Raw genomic sequence first — 15,701 nt, 5'->3', positions numbered from 1 at the left:
GCGAACCGGGCGGTGCCCTACAATGTCCGGCCAACCCAGGAGCAGTCCATGTGCGGCATCGTCGGTGCGATCGCTGATCGCGATGTGGTCCCGGTCCTGATCGAAGGGCTCAAGCGCCTGGAATACCGCGGCTACGATTCCGCGGGCATCGCGGTGGTGGACGGCACCGAGGTCCGGCGGGTGCGCCGCACCGGCCGCGTGTCGGAGATGGAGGCGGCGGCCGGCAACGAGGGCTTCTCGGCCACGCTCGGCATCGGCCACACCCGCTGGGCCACGCACGGCGGCGTGACCGAGTCCAATGCGCACCCGCACGTCAGCCACGGCGTGGCCCTGGTGCACAACGGCATCATCGAGAACCACGAACAGCAGCGCGAGCGCCTGCTCGGTCTGGGCTACGAGTTCGAATCGCAGACCGACACCGAGGTCATCGCCCACCTGATCCACCATTACCTGCAGTCCGGCGACGACCTGCTGGCCGCGCTGCAGCGCGCGGTCAAGGAGCTGCACGGTGCCTATGCGCTGGCCGTGGTCAGCCGCCGGGAGCCCGGGCGCATGGTGGTCGCGCGCATGGGCTGCCCGCTGCTGGTCGGTCTGGGCGAGGGCGAGAACTTCGTGGCCTCGGACGTCTCGGCGATCCTGCAGGCCACCCGCCGCGTGATCTTCCTGGAGGAAGGCGACACCGCCGAGATCACGCGCGAAGGCGTGCAGGTGTACGGCGCCGACGACCGGCCGGCGCTGCGCGAGGAGCACCTGTCCGATGTCTCGCTGTCGTCGCTCGAGCTCGGGCCGTACCGGCACTTCATGCAGAAGGAGATCCACGAACAGCCGCGCGCGCTCGGCGACACGATGGAAGCCATCATCGATGCCGGCGGCTTCGGGCCCGAGCTGTTCGGCAAGGAGGCCGCCGACGTCCTCGGCCAGGTCGAGGGCGTGCTGATCCTCGCCTGCGGCACCAGTTTCTACGCGGGCTCCGTCGCCCGCTACTGGATCGAAGCGATCAGCGGCCTGCCGTGCAGCGTCGAGATCGCCAGCGAGTACCGCTACCGCACCGCGGTGGCCAACCCGAAGCAGCTGGTGGTGACGATCTCGCAGTCGGGAGAAACGCTCGACACGATGGAGGCGCTGAAGTACGCCAGGTCGCTCGGCCAGCACTTCACGCTGTCCATCTGCAACGTGCCGGAAAGCGCGATCCCGCGCGCCAGCCGGCTGGTGTTCTACACCCGCGCCGGCGCCGAGATCGGCGTCGCCTCCACCAAGGCCTTCACCACCCAGCTGGTCGCCCTGTTCGCGCTGGCGGCGACCCTGGCCAAGCTCAATGGCCGCCTGCCGGAAGAGAAGGAAGCGGCCTACGTCGAAGCCCTGCGCCACCTGCCCGGAAGCGTGCAGCACGCGCTGAACCTGGAGCCGCAGATCGCGATGTGGGCGGAGCAGTTCACGCCCAGGCAGCACGCCCTGTTCCTCGGCCGCGGGGTGCACTACCCGATCGCGCTCGAAGGCGCGCTCAAGCTCAAGGAGATCTCGTACATCCACGCCGAGGCCTATCCCGCCGGCGAGCTCAAGCATGGTCCGCTGGCGCTGGTCGACGACCGGATGCCGGTGGTGGTGATCGCGCCCAACGACAGCCTGCTGGAGAAGGTGAAGTCGAACATGCAGGAAGTGCGCGCGCGCGGCGGCGAACTGTTCGTGTTCACCGACGCCGACAGCAACTTCGGCGAGAGCGAGGGCGTGCACGTGATCCGCACCGAACGCCACGTCGGCGTGCTGAGCCCGATCGTGCACACCATCCCGGTGCAGCTGCTGGCCTACCACGTCGCGCTGGCGCGGGGGACGGACGTGGACAAGCCGAGGAACCTGGCGAAGAGCGTGACGGTGGAGTAGGCGCGGCTCCGCGCGCCGGCACCCGCGGCGGTCAGGGCTGCGGCGGCGCGTCCTCCGGCGCCGCTTCCGCCGCCTCGCCGGCATCCTGGGCCTCGGGCGGGACGCCCGGCGCCGGCGGCATCGGGCCAGTGCGCGCACCGGTCCGCGCAACCCGCCAGACGATGTTCGCCAGGTCGTCGGCCACGAGCAGCGCACCGCGCGGATCCACGGTCACGCCAACGGGCCGTCCGCGCGTGGTGCCGTCCTCGTCGCGGAAGCCGGTGGCGAAGTCGATCGGATCGCCCGCGGGCCGGCCGTTGCGGAAGGGCACGAACACCACCTTGTAGCCGACCGGGTCGGGACGGTTCCAGCTGCCGTGCATGCCGACGAAGGCGCCGTCGGCGAACTCCGGGCCCATCGCCGCGCTGGAGAAGTCCACGCCCAGCGCCGCGACGTGCGCGCCCAGGCTGTAGTCGGGCGTGATCGAGGCCGCGACCTTCTCCGGGTTCTCCGGCTTCACGCGGGTGTCCACGTGCTTGCCCCAGTACGCCCAGGGCCAGCCGTAGAAGCCGCCCTCGCGCACCGAGGTCAGGTAGTCGGGCACCAGGTCCGGCCCGATCTCGTCGCGTTCGTTCACCACCGCCCACAGCTGGCCGCTGCCGGGCTGGATCGCCAACGCGGTGGGGTTGCGCAGGCCGGTGGCGTAGGGGCGGTGCATGCCGGTGGCGACGTCGATCTCCCAGACCACGGCGCGGTCCTGCTCGGCGTTCATGCCGCGCTCGGTGATGTTGCTGTTCGAGCCGATGCCGACGTACAGGAAGCGCCCGTCGGGGCTGGCCGCCATCGCCTTGGTCCAGTGGTGGTTGATGTCCGAGGGCAGGAGCGTCAGCACCTCGGGCTCGCCGGCCGGGGCCTGGGTCATGCCCGGCTGGTAGTCGAAGCGCACCACCGCACCCTGGTTGGCGACGTAGAGGTCGCTGCCGACCAGCGCCAGGCCATAGGGCGCGTCGAGCCCCTCGGCGAACACCGTCTGCAGCTCGTACTCGCCGTTGCCGTCGGCGTCGCGCAGCAGGGTCAGCCGGTTGCCGCTCTTCACCCGGGTCGTGCCCGCGGCCTTGATCGGGCCGGCGATCACGTCCTTGGGCTTGAGCTTCGGCGCGTGGCCGCCGCGGCCCTCGGCCACCAGGATGTCGCCGTTGGGCAGCACGAGGGTCTGGCGCGGGATCAGCAGGCCGGTGGCGATGGCGCGGACCTCGAAGCCCTCGGGCACGACCGGCATGCGGTCGCCCCATGGCGCCGGCTCGGCGATCACCATCTGCGGCAGCAGGCCGCGTTTGGGCTCGGGCAGCTCCGGATTGGCGCCGTACTGCAGCGGTCCCGGGTCGGGGTTGCAGGCGGCCAGCACCAGCGTGGCGGCGACGGCGGCGGCAAGCCGGAGGGGGCGGTTCATGGCACACCTCCGGCGCGCCCCGTGACCGTCGCGAACCATGCCGCCAGGAGAGCGAGGGCGAAGGCGATCACCGACAGCACCAGGCCGCCGGGCATGCCGGCCCAGGCGTCGCGGGCATGCATGAGCGCGTTGAAGAAGCCCGCGATCCAGGCCGCGAGCAGCGCCAGCGTGTGCACCACCGCGGCGCGGGTCCGGCTGGCAGGAAGCACGACGGGCAGGGCGCTGGCCAGGGCGGCGGCGCCGACGACCAGGCCGCCGACGATCAGCCAGGAGGCGAAGTTGTTCCACTGGATCTCGTAGCTGCGCGCATAGGCGATGTCGCTCAGCAGCGCGCCGAGGAAGAGCGCCAGGGTGCCCCCGAGCAGCAGGGCGTGGACGGGATGTGACGCTGCAAGCCGGCGCGGGACGGTTGCGACCATGGTCGGATCCTCCAGGTGTCAGGCTGTCGATACTTGGATATCCGCGGTACAGGCCGCGTGTATGGCCCCCGCCGGCGCGCTGCCGCGACAGGGCGCGATGCTATGGTCTCCGTCTTCCGCCGCGCCGCTCTCGACGATGGGTACCTACGCACTCGGCTCCGTGTTCGCGCCCGCCTCGGTGGCGCTGGTGGGATCCAGTCCGCGCGAGCGCTCGCTCGGCCGGCTGGTGCTGAGGCAGATCATCGACGGCGGTTTCCCGGGGCGGATCGGCGTCGTCAACCGGCGCTATCCGCAGATCGAGGGCGTGGCCACCGCGCCGCGGCTGGCCGGACTGGACTTCGCGCCGGAACTGGTGATCATCTCCACGCCGCCGGCGGCGGTGGCGCGCGCGGCGGCTTCGGCCGCGGATGCCGGCGCGCGCGCGGTGGTCGTGCTGACCCGCGGCCTGGGCGCGGGGCCGGGCTCGCACAGCGAAGCGCTGCAGGCGACGGCGCGCGCGCGCGGGCTGCGCGTGCTCGGGCCCAATTGCCTGGGCGTGATCTCGCCGCACGCGAAGCTGCATGCCAGCTTCGCGGCGCACCGGCCGCCGCCCGGCGACCTGGCGCTGGTGTCGCAGTCGGGCTCGGTGGCCGCGGCGATGATCGAGTGGGCGCGTCCACGCGGCGTCGGTTTTTCCGGCGTGGTGTCGCTGGGCAATGCCGTGGACGTCGACTTCGCCGACATGCTCGACTGGTTCGCGACCGATCGGCACACGCGCGCGATCCTGCTCTACCTGGAGCACGTGGGCGATGCGCGCAAGTTCCTTTCGGCCGCGCGTGCCGCGGCGCGCGGCAAGCCGGTGGTGGTGGTGAGGCCCGGGCGGCATGCGCGCCCGGCGTCGCCGCCGGCCAGCCACGCTGCCGCGCTGGCGACGCCGGACGACGTCTACGAAGCCGCGTTCCGCCGCGCCGGCCTGCTGCGGGTGCACGCGCTGGACGAGCTGTTCGCAGCCGCGGAAACGCTGTCGCACCTCGGCAGCGTGCCCGGTCGCAGGCTGGCGGTGCTGACCAACGGTGCCGGCACCGGCATGCTCGCGCTCGACCGCCTGCAGGACCTGGGCGGCACGCCTGCGGTGCTGTCGGAGGACACCGTGCTGCGGCTGGACGAAACGCTCGAGCGCCGCTGGTCGGGGACCAACCCGGTCGACCTGATCGGCGATGCCAACGGGCCACGGTATGCCGCCGGCCTCGAAGCCCTGCTCGACGATCCCGGCAACGACGCCGTGCTCGTGGTCAACGTCCCCACGGTGCTGTCCGACCCGCTCGAGACCGCCGGCGCCGTGGCCGGCGTGCTGGGCGCGCGCAGGGGCGGCGGACCGCGCAAGCCGGTGCTCGCGCTGTGGCTGGGCGATGATCGCGGCGGCGCGAAGCTGCTGGGCGAGGCCGGCTCGCCGACCTATGCCAGCGAGGCCGAGGCCGTGCGCGGCTTCATGTACCTGGTGCGCCACCGCGAGGCGCAGACGGCGCTGATGGAGACGCCGCCGAGCCTGCCGGAGGACTTCGCCGTCGACCGCGAGGCCGCGCGCGCGGTCATCGGCGCGGCGATGGCCCAGGGCCGCGAATGGCTGGACCCGGTCGCCACGACCACGCTGCTGGCCGCCTATGGCATCGACATCGCCACGCCGGTGCCGGCCGCCGACGCCGCCGCAGCCGTACGCGCCGCGCAGCCGCTGCTCGAGGCCGGCCGCTCGGTGGCGGTCAAGGTGCTGTCGCCCGACATCGCGCACAAGTCCGACGTCGACGGCGTGCGCCTGCACCTGGCCAGCGCCGACGCCGTGCGCGAGGCCGCCGGCGAGATACTCGACCGTGCGCGCCGGCTGCGCCCGCATGCGCGCATCGACGGCGTCAGCGTGCACCCGATGGTTCTGCGCCCGAAGGCGCGCGAGGTCATCGCCGGCATCGCCGACGACCCGGTGTTCGGGCCGGTGGTGGTGTTCGGCCGCGGCGGCACCGCGGTCGAGGTGATCGACGACAAGTCGCTCGCGCTGCCGCCGCTGGACCTGCGCCTGGCACACGAGCTGATCGGGCGCACCCGGGTCTCGCGCATCCTGCGCGGCTACCGGGACGTGGCGGGCGCCGACGAGCGCGCGCTGGCGCTGGTGCTGGTGAAGCTGGCGCAGCTGGCCGCGGACTTCCCCGAGGTGCGCGAGGTCGACATCAACCCGCTGCTCGCCGACGCCAGCGGCGCGGTGGCGGTCGATGCGCGGGTGGCGCTGGCACCGCCGAAGCGCCTGCATCGCGGCCGCGGCCATCCGCGATTCGCGGTGTTCCCGTATCCGACCGAGCTGGAGCGCAGGCTGGTGCTTTCCAACGGCCGGGAGGCCTTCGTGCGCCCCGTGCGGCCGGAAGACGACGCCATGTTCCGGCGCTTTTTCGCGAAGGTCAGCGCCGAGGACCTGCGCATGCGCTTCTTCCGCGCGGTGCGCGACTTCAGCCACGACTTCATCGCACGCCTGGTGCAGCTCGACTACGCGCGTTCGATGGCGCTGGTGGCGATCGACGTCGAAAGCGGCGAGATGCTGGGCGCCGTGCGCCTGCTCGCCGATCCCGACTTCGAACGCGGCGAGTACGGGATCATGGTGCGCTCCGACCTCAAGGGCGCGGGCCTGGGCTGGCGGCTGATGCAGGAGATGATCGGCGTCGCGCGCTGGATGGGCCTGGCGACGATCGAGGGCCAGGTGCTGCGCGAGAACAGCACCATGCTGTCGATGTGCCGCCAGCTCGGATTCCGGGTGGTCCCGGACCCCGACGATTCCACGCTGATGCTGGTCAGCCTCCCGGTCCCGGAAAGCCATCTGTAGGAGCGGCTACAGCCGCGATCGGGGAGTGCCGGAGGAACGGAGCGGCTTTCGCGGCTATCGCCGCTCCCACAGGTCAGGGCTGCGGGATAATGGCCGCGGCATGCGCAAGATCCTGCACATCGACATGGACGCTTTCTATGCGTCGGTGGAGCAGCGCGACGATCCCTCGCTGCGCGGTCGGCCCGTGGTGGTGGCCTGGCGCGGTGCGCGCTCGGTGGTCTGCGCGGCCTCGTACGAGGCGCGGGTCTACGGCGTGCGCTCGGCGATGCCCGCGGCGCGCGCCGAGCGCCTATGCCCCGACGCGGTGTTCGTGCCGCCGGACTTCGTCCGCTACAAGGCGGTGTCCAGGCAGGTGCGCGGGATCTTCCTCGCCCACACCGACCTTGTGCAGCCGCTGTCGCTGGACGAGGCCTACCTGGACGTCACCGCGCCGAAGATCGCCTCGCCCAGCGCCACGGACACCGCGCGCCGGATCCGCGCCGAGATCCGCGAGACGACCGCGCTCACCGCCTCGGCCGGCATCGCGCCGAACAAGTTCCTGGCCAAGATCGCCTCGGACTGGAACAAGCCCGACGGCCAGTACGTGGTCAGGCCGTCGCAGGTCGAGGCCTTCCTGACGCCGCTGCCGGTGGCGAAGATCCCCGGCGTCGGCAAGGTGATGGAGAGGAAGCTCGCCGACCTCGGCATCGCCACCGTCGGCGACCTGCGCGGCTTCGCACTGGATGAGTTGCAGGCGCGCTTCGGCAGCTTCGGCGCCAGTCTGTACCGGCGCGCGCGCGGCATCGATGAGCGCCCGGTGGAACCGGACCAGCCGGTCCAGTCCATTTCGACCGAGGACACCTTCGCCACCGACCTGCCCCTGGCCGAACTGGAGCCGGCGATCAGGGCGCTGGCGGCCAAGGCCTGGGCGGCGACCCGGAAGACCGACCGGGTCGGCCGCACCGTGGTGCTCAAGCTCAAGACCGCGCAGTTCCGGATCCTGACCCGCAGCTTCACCCCAGACGCGCCGCCGGCCTCGGAGGAGGAGGTGATCGCGATCGCGCTGGCGCTGCGCGAGCGGGTCAGGCTGCCGGAGTCGACGCGCTACCGGTTGGCCGGAGTGGGGCTGTCGGGCTTCCGCGATCGCGATGAGGGGCTGCTGCAGCCGGCGCTGTTCGCCTGAGCCGGCGCCCCTGGCGCAGGTCCAGCCACAGGCTGTAGCCCGCGGTGAGCGCCGGGAACAGGTTCTGCACCACGCCGACCGCGTCCTGCTTGGCCGAGAACACGAAGTACGACAGCGCCATCAGGCTGCCCACGAGGCTCATCACCCAGAACGCGCGCGGGATCACCGGACGCCCCGCCATGTGCGAGGCCACCACCTGCACGCCCCAGCGCGCGGCGAACATCAGCGTGCCGGTGAGGCCGATGATCTTCCACGCCGTCATGTGCATGCCGGTCCATGCCAGCCATGCGATCGGTGCGTCCATGTCCATGTTCAGCCCTCGTCTTCGGTCACGGCGGCGACCGGCGCGCGCCGGATCAGCCAGGCCACGCCGCGCAGGTCGGCGATGCCCACCAGGGCACGGCCGAGGTTGTCGTACTTCGAAACGCCCGAGGTCCGCGGACGGTGTCCGACCGGCACGCTGAGCGTGCGCCAGCCCGCGCGCTGCACCAGCGCCGGCAGGTAGCGGTGCATGTGGTCGAACCAGGGCAGGTCGAGGAAGGTGGCGCGCTCGAACAGCTTCAGGCCGCAGCCGGTGTCCGGCGTGGCGTCGCGCAGCAGGCGCGCGCGGATGGCGTTGGCGATGCGCGAGGCCCAGCGCTTGCCGGCGCCGTCGCGACGGGTGACGCGCCATCCGGCGAACAGCCGCACCGCGGGATCGGACTCGTCGCGGCAGGCGAGCAGGCGCGGGATGTCGGCCGGGTCGTTCTGGCCGTCGCCGTCGAGCGTGGCGATCCAGGCTCCGCGCGCGGCGCGTACACCGTTGCGAAGCGCGGCGCTCTGCCCGCTGCGCGCGGCGTGGCGCAGCACGCGCAGCTCCGGCAGCTCCTCGCGCATCGCCCGCAGCGCGGCGGCGGTGCCGTCGTCGGAGGCGTCGTCGACGCAGATGACCTCGAACGCGATGTGGCCGCGCAGCGCCGCCGCCACCTCGCGCAGCAGGCCCGGAAGGTTGCCCGCTTCGTTGAAGGCGGGGATCACGACCGACAGCGGCAGCGGAAGGGCCGGGTGCGGCGAGGGGTCGGCCGAAGGCGCTGCCAGAGTCAGGGAAGCATCCGGCAGGGTGGCCCGCGGCATGGCGTCCGTGGCCACCCGCCGGATCGGAACGGGGTTTGTGGGGGCAGGTTGGGCCTGCGACATGGCGTGGGCCGCGTAGGTGAATTGGCGTCCAGTCTCCGGCCGCATTCGTCAGAAGGCTGTGGGAACTTTGTCGAAATTTCGTTGCGGGGCTGCCTGTCAGCCTGCGCCGGTCCCGGGTTCGCAGCCGGGGCGCATCGCGCTCGCCGGCACCAGCCACCAGTCCAGCCGGCTGGCGCGGCCCAGGGGCAGGGCCTGCGCGCGGTCCACGCATCCGTCGAGCGCCGGCGCCGGCACCAGCACCCATCGGGTCGACGGGGCGGCGGCCAGCCATTCCGCGGCATCGCGCCACTGTGCCTCGACCGGCCGCTTGAAGCCGAACTCGACCAGCGGTCCCAGCGCCTGCAGCAGGAACTGTTCGCGCCACGCCACCAGGGCCAGCTCGCCGTCGGCGCCGACTCGCGCGGCGGCGTCCTCCATCAGCCCGCGGCCCGAACTGCTCCGGTCCAGCGCCGGACCGATGCCGAGGCCCATCGCCAGCCACACCAGCGCGGTCGCCGTCGGCAGCGCGAGGTGCAGGCGGCCGCGCCGGCTCCACGCCGCCACCGCCAGCAGGCCGAGGCCGAGCGCCAGCAGCGTGGCCAGGGCCTGCCGGACCTCGCCGGGTGCGAGCGCGCGCTCCGCGGCCAGGCGCAGGGCCCAGCGCCCAGCGCCAGCGAGGCGCTCTATCACGCCCGTCCCCGCCGTCCCGTCGAGGGCACCGGTCGCGGCCAGGCCGCTCGCGCCGGCGAGCACCAGCAGTGCGGCCAGCAGCCACAGCCAGGCGCGCAGCACCCGCGCCGGGCCGTGCCGCCGCAGCAGCGCGGGCAACAGGGGCGCCGCCGCCACGCACAGCGCCGGCAGGACCGGAAAGATGTAGACCTCGCGCTTGCCGGGACTGGCGCTGAAGAACAGCAGCACCAGCAGCGCCCAGCCCAGCAGCAGCCACAGGCGCGCATCGCCGCGGCGCAGGCGCCGCCGCCACGCGGGCAGCAGCCAGGGAGCCAGCAGCACGCCGGGCAGCCACATCGTGGCCATCGACTGCAGGTAGTACCAGGGCGGTTGCACGTGGTGCCAGGCGTTCGCATAGCGCTCGCCGGTCTGGCGCAGCAGCAGCTCCGCGGCATAGGCGCGCAGGTCCGGCGAGGGATCACGCAGGAGTTCGAGGCCAAGCGGGCCCAGCCAGACCGCGGTTCCGGCGAGGAAGGCCGGCAGCAGCGCGGCCCAGCGCCAACCGTCGCCGGGGGCCGCGCGCCAGCCCATCGCCGGCAGCCGCCAGCGCGCAGCGAGCCACGGCAGCAACACCAGCAGCGGCAGGAAGCCGACGCCCTTGGTCACCGTGCCGACGCCGGCGGCGAAGGCGCCCAGCCACGCCGCGCGCCAGTCCGGCCCGCGCAGCAGGTGCCGGAGCAAGCCCCACAGCGAGAGCGTGGTCAAGGCCACCAGCACCATGTCGATCTGCGCGCGGCCGGCCTGCAGGCCGAACTGCAGGCTCGCGAACAGCGCGCCCGCCGCCCAGGGCGCGAGCCCGGGGCGCCACAGCCGCCGCGCCAGGTCGCCGGTGAGCCACAGCGTCGCCAGCGCGCCCAACAGCGACGGCAGCAGGAAGGCCAGGTTCAAGTCGCGCACCGCCACCGCGGACGCGGCGACCAGCCACATGAACACCGGCGGCTTCTCGGCATAGCGTTCGCTGCCGCGCATCGGTACCAGCCAGTCGCCGGATTCGACCATGTGCTTCGCCGCCAGCACGAAGCGCGGCTCGTCCGCCGGCGCCGGCGCGCGCTGGCCGAGCGCGGCCCCGAAAACCAGTGCGGCCAGCAGAAGCAGCAGTGCGAGGCCGCTGTTCCATCGGTGACCGGCGGCGGCTGGAGGAGGGGTCGTCATCGGCGGCGCAGGGTGGCAGGTCTGGCGCATGATCCCGATGCAAGGTGGAAGAGACGTCGGAACCGGCGTGCCACGATGTGCTCCGACGCCGTTCCGACGGCCCACCGGCGATCATTGCACGCCAAACGGGAAGTCCACATGCGCCTGCTGGTCATCGAAGACAACCGCAACCTGGTCGCCAACATCTTCGAATACTTCGAGGCGCGCGGGCACCTGCTCGACGCCGCGCCGGACGGGCCCAACGGCCTGCACCTGGCCGGCGCACAGGCCTACGACGCGATCGTTCTCGACTGGATGCTGCCGCGGCTGGACGGCCCGGAAGTGCTGCGCCGGCTGCGCGACGCGGGCAACGACGTACCGGTGCTGATGCTGACCGCGCGCGACGAGCTGCCCGACAAGATCGCAGGCTTCCGCGCCGGCGCCGACGACTACCTGACCAAGCCCTTCGCCCTGCCCGAACTCGAGGTGCGGCTCGAGGCGCTGGTCCACCGCGCCACCGGCCACGGCCGCCGGCGGGTGCTGGAGGTCGCCGACCTGAGGCTCGACCTCGCGACCCTCGAAGCCACCCGCGGCGGCCGCGTGCTGCACCTCTACCCGGCCTGCCGCAAGCTGCTGGAGGTGCTGATGCGCGCCAGCCCCGCGGCGGTGACCCGCGAGCGTCTCGAGCATGCCCTCTGGGGCGACGAACCGCCGGACGGCGACATGCTCCGCTCGCACGTCTACGAGCTCAGGCGCAGCGTCGACGGGCCGTTCGCGGTGAAGCTGATCCACACCCTGCCGCGCGTCGGCTACCGCATGGCGATGCCCACGGAGGAGGGTGCGGACGGATGAGGACGCGCAGGAGCCTCCGTCGACGCCTGATGCAGGCGCTGACCGCCTACGTCGCGCTGCTGTCGCTGGTGGTGCTGGTGCATGGCTACACGCTCAACGAACGCGCCGAGGCCCTGGTCTGGGAGTCCCTGCTCACGGCCGAGTTCGAGCACCTGCTGGAGCGCCGGAGCGAAGAGCCCGGCTACCAGTGGCACGACACCGACACCCTCGTGCTGTTCGGCGACGCGCGCCCGCTGCCGCCGGAAGTCGTCGCGCTCGGCCCGGGCCTGCACGACGAGGTCCGGATCGGGGACGGCGAGTACGTGCTGATGTCGCGCGAGGTCGGCGGCGACATGCTGGCGCTGGCGATCGACATCGCCGACTTCGAGCGCAGCGAGCGCGAGATCGCCGCCACCCTGCTGGGATCGACGCTGCTGGTGGCGGTCCTGCTGGGCCTGTTCGCCATGCTGGGCGCGCAGCGCCTGGTGCGGCCGCTGACCGACCTCGCGCGGCAGATCTCGCGCCTGGTCCCCGGGGAATCCGCCACCCGGGTCGAGGTCCCGGCCTCGGCGGGGGTGGAGCTCGAGGTCATCGCCCAGGCCGTGAACGGCTACATCGATCGCAACGCCGAGTTCGTCGAGCGCGAGCGCGCGTTCATCGACAGTGCCAGCCACGAGCTGCGCACGCCGATCTCGGTGATCGCCGGTTCGGCCGAGCTGGCGCTGGCCATGACGGCAATGCCGCCCGAGGCGCGCGCCAAGCTTGCCCGCATCCACCGCACCACCCGCGACATGGAGCGCCTGCTGTCGCTGCTGCTGGTGCTGGCCAAGGATCCGGCGCGGCTGGCACAGGCCAACGACCGCATCCTCCTGGGCGAACTGCTTCCGGAGATCGTCGACGATCACCTTCCGATGGCCGCGGCGAAGGGCCTGGAGATCGCGCTGGCGCCGCTGCCATACTGCGAACTGCTCGCTCCGATGCCGGTGGTGCAGGCGGCGATCGCCAACCTGCTGCGCAACGCGATCGAGAACAGTGACAGCGGCGTGATCCACGTGCGCCTGCGCGACGACGCGCTGGTCGAGATCGAGGACCCGGGGCAGGGCATGAGCCCCGAGGAGATCAGTGCGATCTACGCACGCGCCGCGCGCGGCGGCGTGCGCGACGGCGGCGGCATCGGCCTGGACCTGATCACGCGCCTGTGCCGGCACCTGGGATGGGTGCTGGAGATCGAGTCGCAGCCGGGGTGCGGCACCCGGGCACGGCTGGATTTCGGCAGCGCGCGGGTCGCCCGCAACCCGCCGGCACGCGGCGCGAGGTAGGCTCCCGGGTTGCCCGGCATCCTGCGCGGCGCGGAGAAGAGATGGTGTTTCCCTGGAAGCTGGTGCTGTTCGACCTCGACGGCACGCTGGTGGATTCGGCGGCCGACATTGCCGAAGCGGTCAACCGCACGCTCGACGAACTCGGCCACGGCCGCGAGGACGAGGCCATGGTGCGCTCCTGGATCGGCCTGGGGGCGCGGGTGCTGCTCGACAGCGCGCTGCGCCATGCCGGCAGCCGCGCCGGCGTGGACGAGACCCTGCCGCGGTTCATGGCGCACTACGAAGCCTGCCTGCTGCTCAACGCGAAGCTGTACCCCGATACGGTCGAAACGCTCGCCGCGCTGGCCGGTGCCGGCGTGGCGATCTCGATGGCGACCAACAAGCCCGAGCGCATGGCGCGCGTGCTGGTCGATGCGATGGGCATCGACGGATACTTCGCGCACATCGTCGGCGGCGACACCCTGGCCGAGCGCAAGCCGAACGCGATGCCGCTGCTGCATCTCGCGGCGCTGCACCGCATGCCGGTGCACGACACGCTGATGGTGGGGGACTCCGAGGCCGATGCCGGCGCCGCGAGGGCGGCCGGCATGGACCTGGTGCTGCTGCGCCACGGGTACCCACGCGACTTCGACCTCGATCGCGCGGGCGCGGTGGCGGTGCTCGACGACCTGGCCGGGCTGCCCGCCCTCACGAAACCCCCGATCGTCACCCTGTAGGAGCGGCCATGGCCGCGAAGACCCTTGCCGGGAGCGCGGGCCATCGCGGCTGTAGCCGCTCCCACAGCCGCCCCCACAGGGTCATGGGTCAATTGGCGGGGCTGTAGCGCAGGGTCAGCCCGTACTCGCGGCCGGGCTGGTTGTACCAGGCGATGGTTTCGTACTCGCGGTCGAACACGTTGCTGACGCGGGCCTGCAGGGTCCAGTCGGCGTTGATCGCGTACTCGACGCGCAGGTCCAGCGTGCCGTAGCCCGGCAGCCGCACGGAGTTGGCGGCGTCGTCGAAGCGTTCGCCGCTGCCGAAGGCGCTGACGCCCGCGCGGAAGGCACCGAACGCGCGGTCCACGTCGACGCGCGCGGTATTGCGCGAGCGCCGCGGCAGCCAGTTGTCCAGGTTCGGGCCGGCACTGCGGTTGCGGGGGTCGATGTGGCTGAGTTCGGCGTTGAGGTCCCAGCCCGCCAGCGAGAAAAAGCCGGTCAGCTCTGCGCCGCGGATGCGGGCTTCGTCGACGTTCACCAGCGCGAAACCCGCGTCATAGCCGATCAGCTCGTCGACGTCGGTCTGGAACGCGTTGAAGCTCCAGTTCCAGCCATCACCGTACTGCGCGATGCCGAGGTTCAGCGTCCGCGACTCTTCGGGCTCCAGGTCCGGGTTGCCCCAGCCGCCCGGGTAGTAGAGGTCGTTGAAGGTCGGCACCTTGAAGCCGGTGCCGGCGCTGGCGGTGAAGCGGAAGCCGTCGCCGAACTTCAGGCCATAGCCGAGGCTGCCGGTCGAGTGGCCGCCGAACTGCTCGTTGTCGTCATGGCGCAGGCTGGCTTCCAGGCTGTGCGCGCCGAAACCGCCCTGGTACGCCAGGAACACGCCGGTGTTGTCCCGGCGGTCGACCGTGAAGTCCGTGCTGCCGGTGACCCGGTCGCGCATCCAGTCGATGCCGGCGCTGAGCAGTTGCGTGCCGCCGACGGCGAAATCGCCCTGCGCCGAAGCGGTGTCGCGGCGGGTGTCGATGGTGCTGGCGAAGCTGCGCGTGCCGGTGGCGTGGTCGAAGAAGTGGCTCTCGGCCTTGTCGTCGGCGCGGCCGATGCGAACGTTGACGTCGGCACCCTCGCGCGGCCGCCAGCCGAGCCGGCCGCCGAAGACCTGCTGCCGGTTGTCCGCCTCGTTGCCGCCGAACACCGTGCCGTCGTACTCGTTGAAGGCGTCGGCCACCATGGCGTGACCCTCCAGCTCGACGGTTTCGCCGAGCTTGCCGCCGCCGCGCAGGCTCACCGATGCGTTGCGGTAGCCGTCGCGGTCGGGTTCGTCGGCGTAGCAGCCGGCGCCCCAGCCCGCGGCGGTGCCCCGGCACGAGTCGATGCCGTCGGTGCGCTGCCACGCCCCCTGGGCCTGGAACCAGCCGCGCTCGCCGCCGCCGCCGATGCCCGCGCTGGCCTGGCGCAGCGCGTTGCTGCCGACGCCCAGGCTGAAGTTCGACCGCAGGCCTTCGCCGTCGCCGGCACGGCGCGTGAAGATCTGGATCACGCCGCCGATGGCTTCGGAGCCGTACAGACTCGAACGCGGTCCGCGCACGATCTCGATGCGCTCGATCTGCTCCAGCGGCAGGTCCTGGAACATCACCATGCCCGCGGTCGCCGAGCCGATGCGGACGCCGTCCACCAGCACCAGCACGTGGTCGGACTCGGTGCCGCGCAGGAACATCGAGGTCAGCTTGCCCGGGCCGCCCTGGTTGGCAAGGTTGATGCCGGCGCGGCCGCGAAGCAGGTCGACCAGCGAGGCGGCCTGGCTGCGTTCGATCACCGCTCGGTCGATCACCTGCACCGGGACGTTGCTGTCCTCGGCCTTGATCGCGGTGCGGGTGGCGGTGACCACGATGGTGTCGAGGTCCGTGGCCTGGATCGCGCCGCCGGCGATGGCGACCGGGGACAGGGCAAGCGCCACGGCGAGGAACAGGGTCTGGTGTTGCGGTTTCATCGATCGGGATCTCCATGCGTCGCGCACGCCCGCGCGACCGGTGTGGGTCGGTCGCGACAGAAAGGGAGATCCGACGGAAGGCCACGCACGCACGCGGGGCGACTGCCGCCGCGACGCCCTCCGC

The 15,701-nt window shown here is 72.3% G+C and carries 11 protein-coding genes and 1 pseudogene; 6 read left to right on the top strand and 6 right to left on the bottom strand.

Annotated features, from left to right (window positions below):
- The first annotated feature begins 48 nt into the window (after positions 1-48).
- A complete protein-coding gene (glmS, locus tag FPZ22_RS05840) occupies positions 49-1,878 on the top strand; it encodes a glutamine--fructose-6-phosphate transaminase (isomerizing) (protein ID WP_144891259.1) in 1,830 nt (609 codons plus the stop codon).
- A 31-nt stretch (positions 1,879-1,909) separates the two neighbouring features.
- Here the strand turns inward: glmS and FPZ22_RS05835 are convergent, their stop codons facing one another.
- The gene (locus FPZ22_RS05835) at positions 1,910-3,307 is read right to left on the bottom strand and encodes a PQQ-dependent sugar dehydrogenase (RefSeq protein WP_144891257.1); all 1,398 of its coding nucleotides are present in this window, start codon (positions 3,305-3,307) and stop codon (positions 1,910-1,912) included.
- Positions 3,304-3,726, bottom strand: coding sequence for a DUF2231 domain-containing protein (locus FPZ22_RS05830; RefSeq protein WP_144891255.1), 423 nt, complete (start codon positions 3,724-3,726; stop codon positions 3,304-3,306). Before FPZ22_RS05830 ends, FPZ22_RS05835 begins: the two co-directional genes overlap by 4 nt.
- Before the next feature lie 136 nt (positions 3,727-3,862).
- Between FPZ22_RS05830 and FPZ22_RS05825 the strand changes: the two genes are divergently transcribed.
- Together FPZ22_RS05825 and dinB are read left to right on the top strand one after the other, a co-directional pair.
- Positions 3,863-6,565, top strand: a complete 2,703-nt coding sequence (locus FPZ22_RS05825; RefSeq protein WP_144891253.1) for a bifunctional acetate--CoA ligase family protein/GNAT family N-acetyltransferase — start codon at positions 3,863-3,865, stop codon at positions 6,563-6,565.
- Positions 6,566-6,665: 100 nt separating this feature from the next.
- A complete protein-coding gene (dinB, locus tag FPZ22_RS05820; RefSeq protein WP_144891251.1) occupies positions 6,666-7,727 on the top strand; it encodes a DNA polymerase IV in 1,062 nt (353 codons plus the stop codon).
- 13 nt (positions 7,728-7,740) lie between these two features.
- On the opposite strand, the pseudogene FPZ22_RS05815 reads toward dinB, so the two are convergent.
- From FPZ22_RS05815 to FPZ22_RS05805, 3 genes and pseudogenes are all read right to left on the bottom strand, one after another.
- Positions 7,741-8,037, bottom strand: a pseudogene (locus FPZ22_RS05815) (lipid-A-disaccharide synthase N-terminal domain-containing protein); the annotation flags it as partial.
- Between the two features lie 2 nt (positions 8,038-8,039).
- Entirely contained in the window at positions 8,040-8,840 is an 801-nt protein-coding gene (locus tag FPZ22_RS05810; protein ID WP_144893963.1) for a glycosyltransferase family 2 protein, read from the bottom strand.
- 159 nt (positions 8,841-8,999) lie between these two features.
- Positions 9,000-10,763, bottom strand: a complete 1,764-nt coding sequence (locus FPZ22_RS05805; protein ID WP_144891247.1) for a phospholipid carrier-dependent glycosyltransferase — start codon at positions 10,761-10,763, stop codon at positions 9,000-9,002.
- A 138-nt stretch (positions 10,764-10,901) separates the two neighbouring features.
- On the opposite strand from FPZ22_RS05805, the gene FPZ22_RS05800 reads away from it, so the two are divergent.
- From FPZ22_RS05800 to FPZ22_RS05790, 3 genes are read left to right on the top strand one after another with little or no spacing between them, the layout of a single operon-like run.
- Positions 10,902-11,594, top strand: a complete 693-nt coding sequence (locus tag FPZ22_RS05800; RefSeq protein ID WP_144891245.1) for a response regulator transcription factor — start codon at positions 10,902-10,904, stop codon at positions 11,592-11,594.
- Positions 11,591-12,892: a sensor histidine kinase gene (locus FPZ22_RS05795; RefSeq protein WP_144891243.1), complete on the top strand. Its 1,302-nt coding sequence runs from the start codon at positions 11,591-11,593 to the stop codon at positions 12,890-12,892. The genes FPZ22_RS05800 and FPZ22_RS05795 overlap by 4 nt, the downstream gene beginning before the upstream one ends.
- Positions 12,893-12,936: 44 nt before the next feature.
- Positions 12,937-13,608, top strand: a complete 672-nt coding sequence (locus FPZ22_RS05790) for an HAD-IA family hydrolase (RefSeq protein ID WP_144893961.1) — start codon at positions 12,937-12,939, stop codon at positions 13,606-13,608.
- Positions 13,609-13,696: 88 nt separating this feature from the next.
- Here the strand turns inward: FPZ22_RS05790 and btuB are convergent, their stop codons facing one another.
- A complete protein-coding gene (gene btuB, locus FPZ22_RS05785) occupies positions 13,697-15,577 on the bottom strand; it encodes a TonB-dependent vitamin B12 receptor (RefSeq protein WP_144891241.1) in 1,881 nt (626 codons plus the stop codon).
- Between the last annotated feature and the right edge of the window lie 124 nt (positions 15,578-15,701).

The sequence above is a fragment of the Luteimonas granuli genome, assembly GCF_007795095.1.
GTDB classification, from domain to species: Bacteria; Pseudomonadota; Gammaproteobacteria; order Xanthomonadales; family Xanthomonadaceae; genus Luteimonas; species Luteimonas granuli.
The sequence above is the reverse complement of the archived record's forward strand: the minus strand, read 5'-3'. Positions and strand labels throughout refer to the sequence as shown.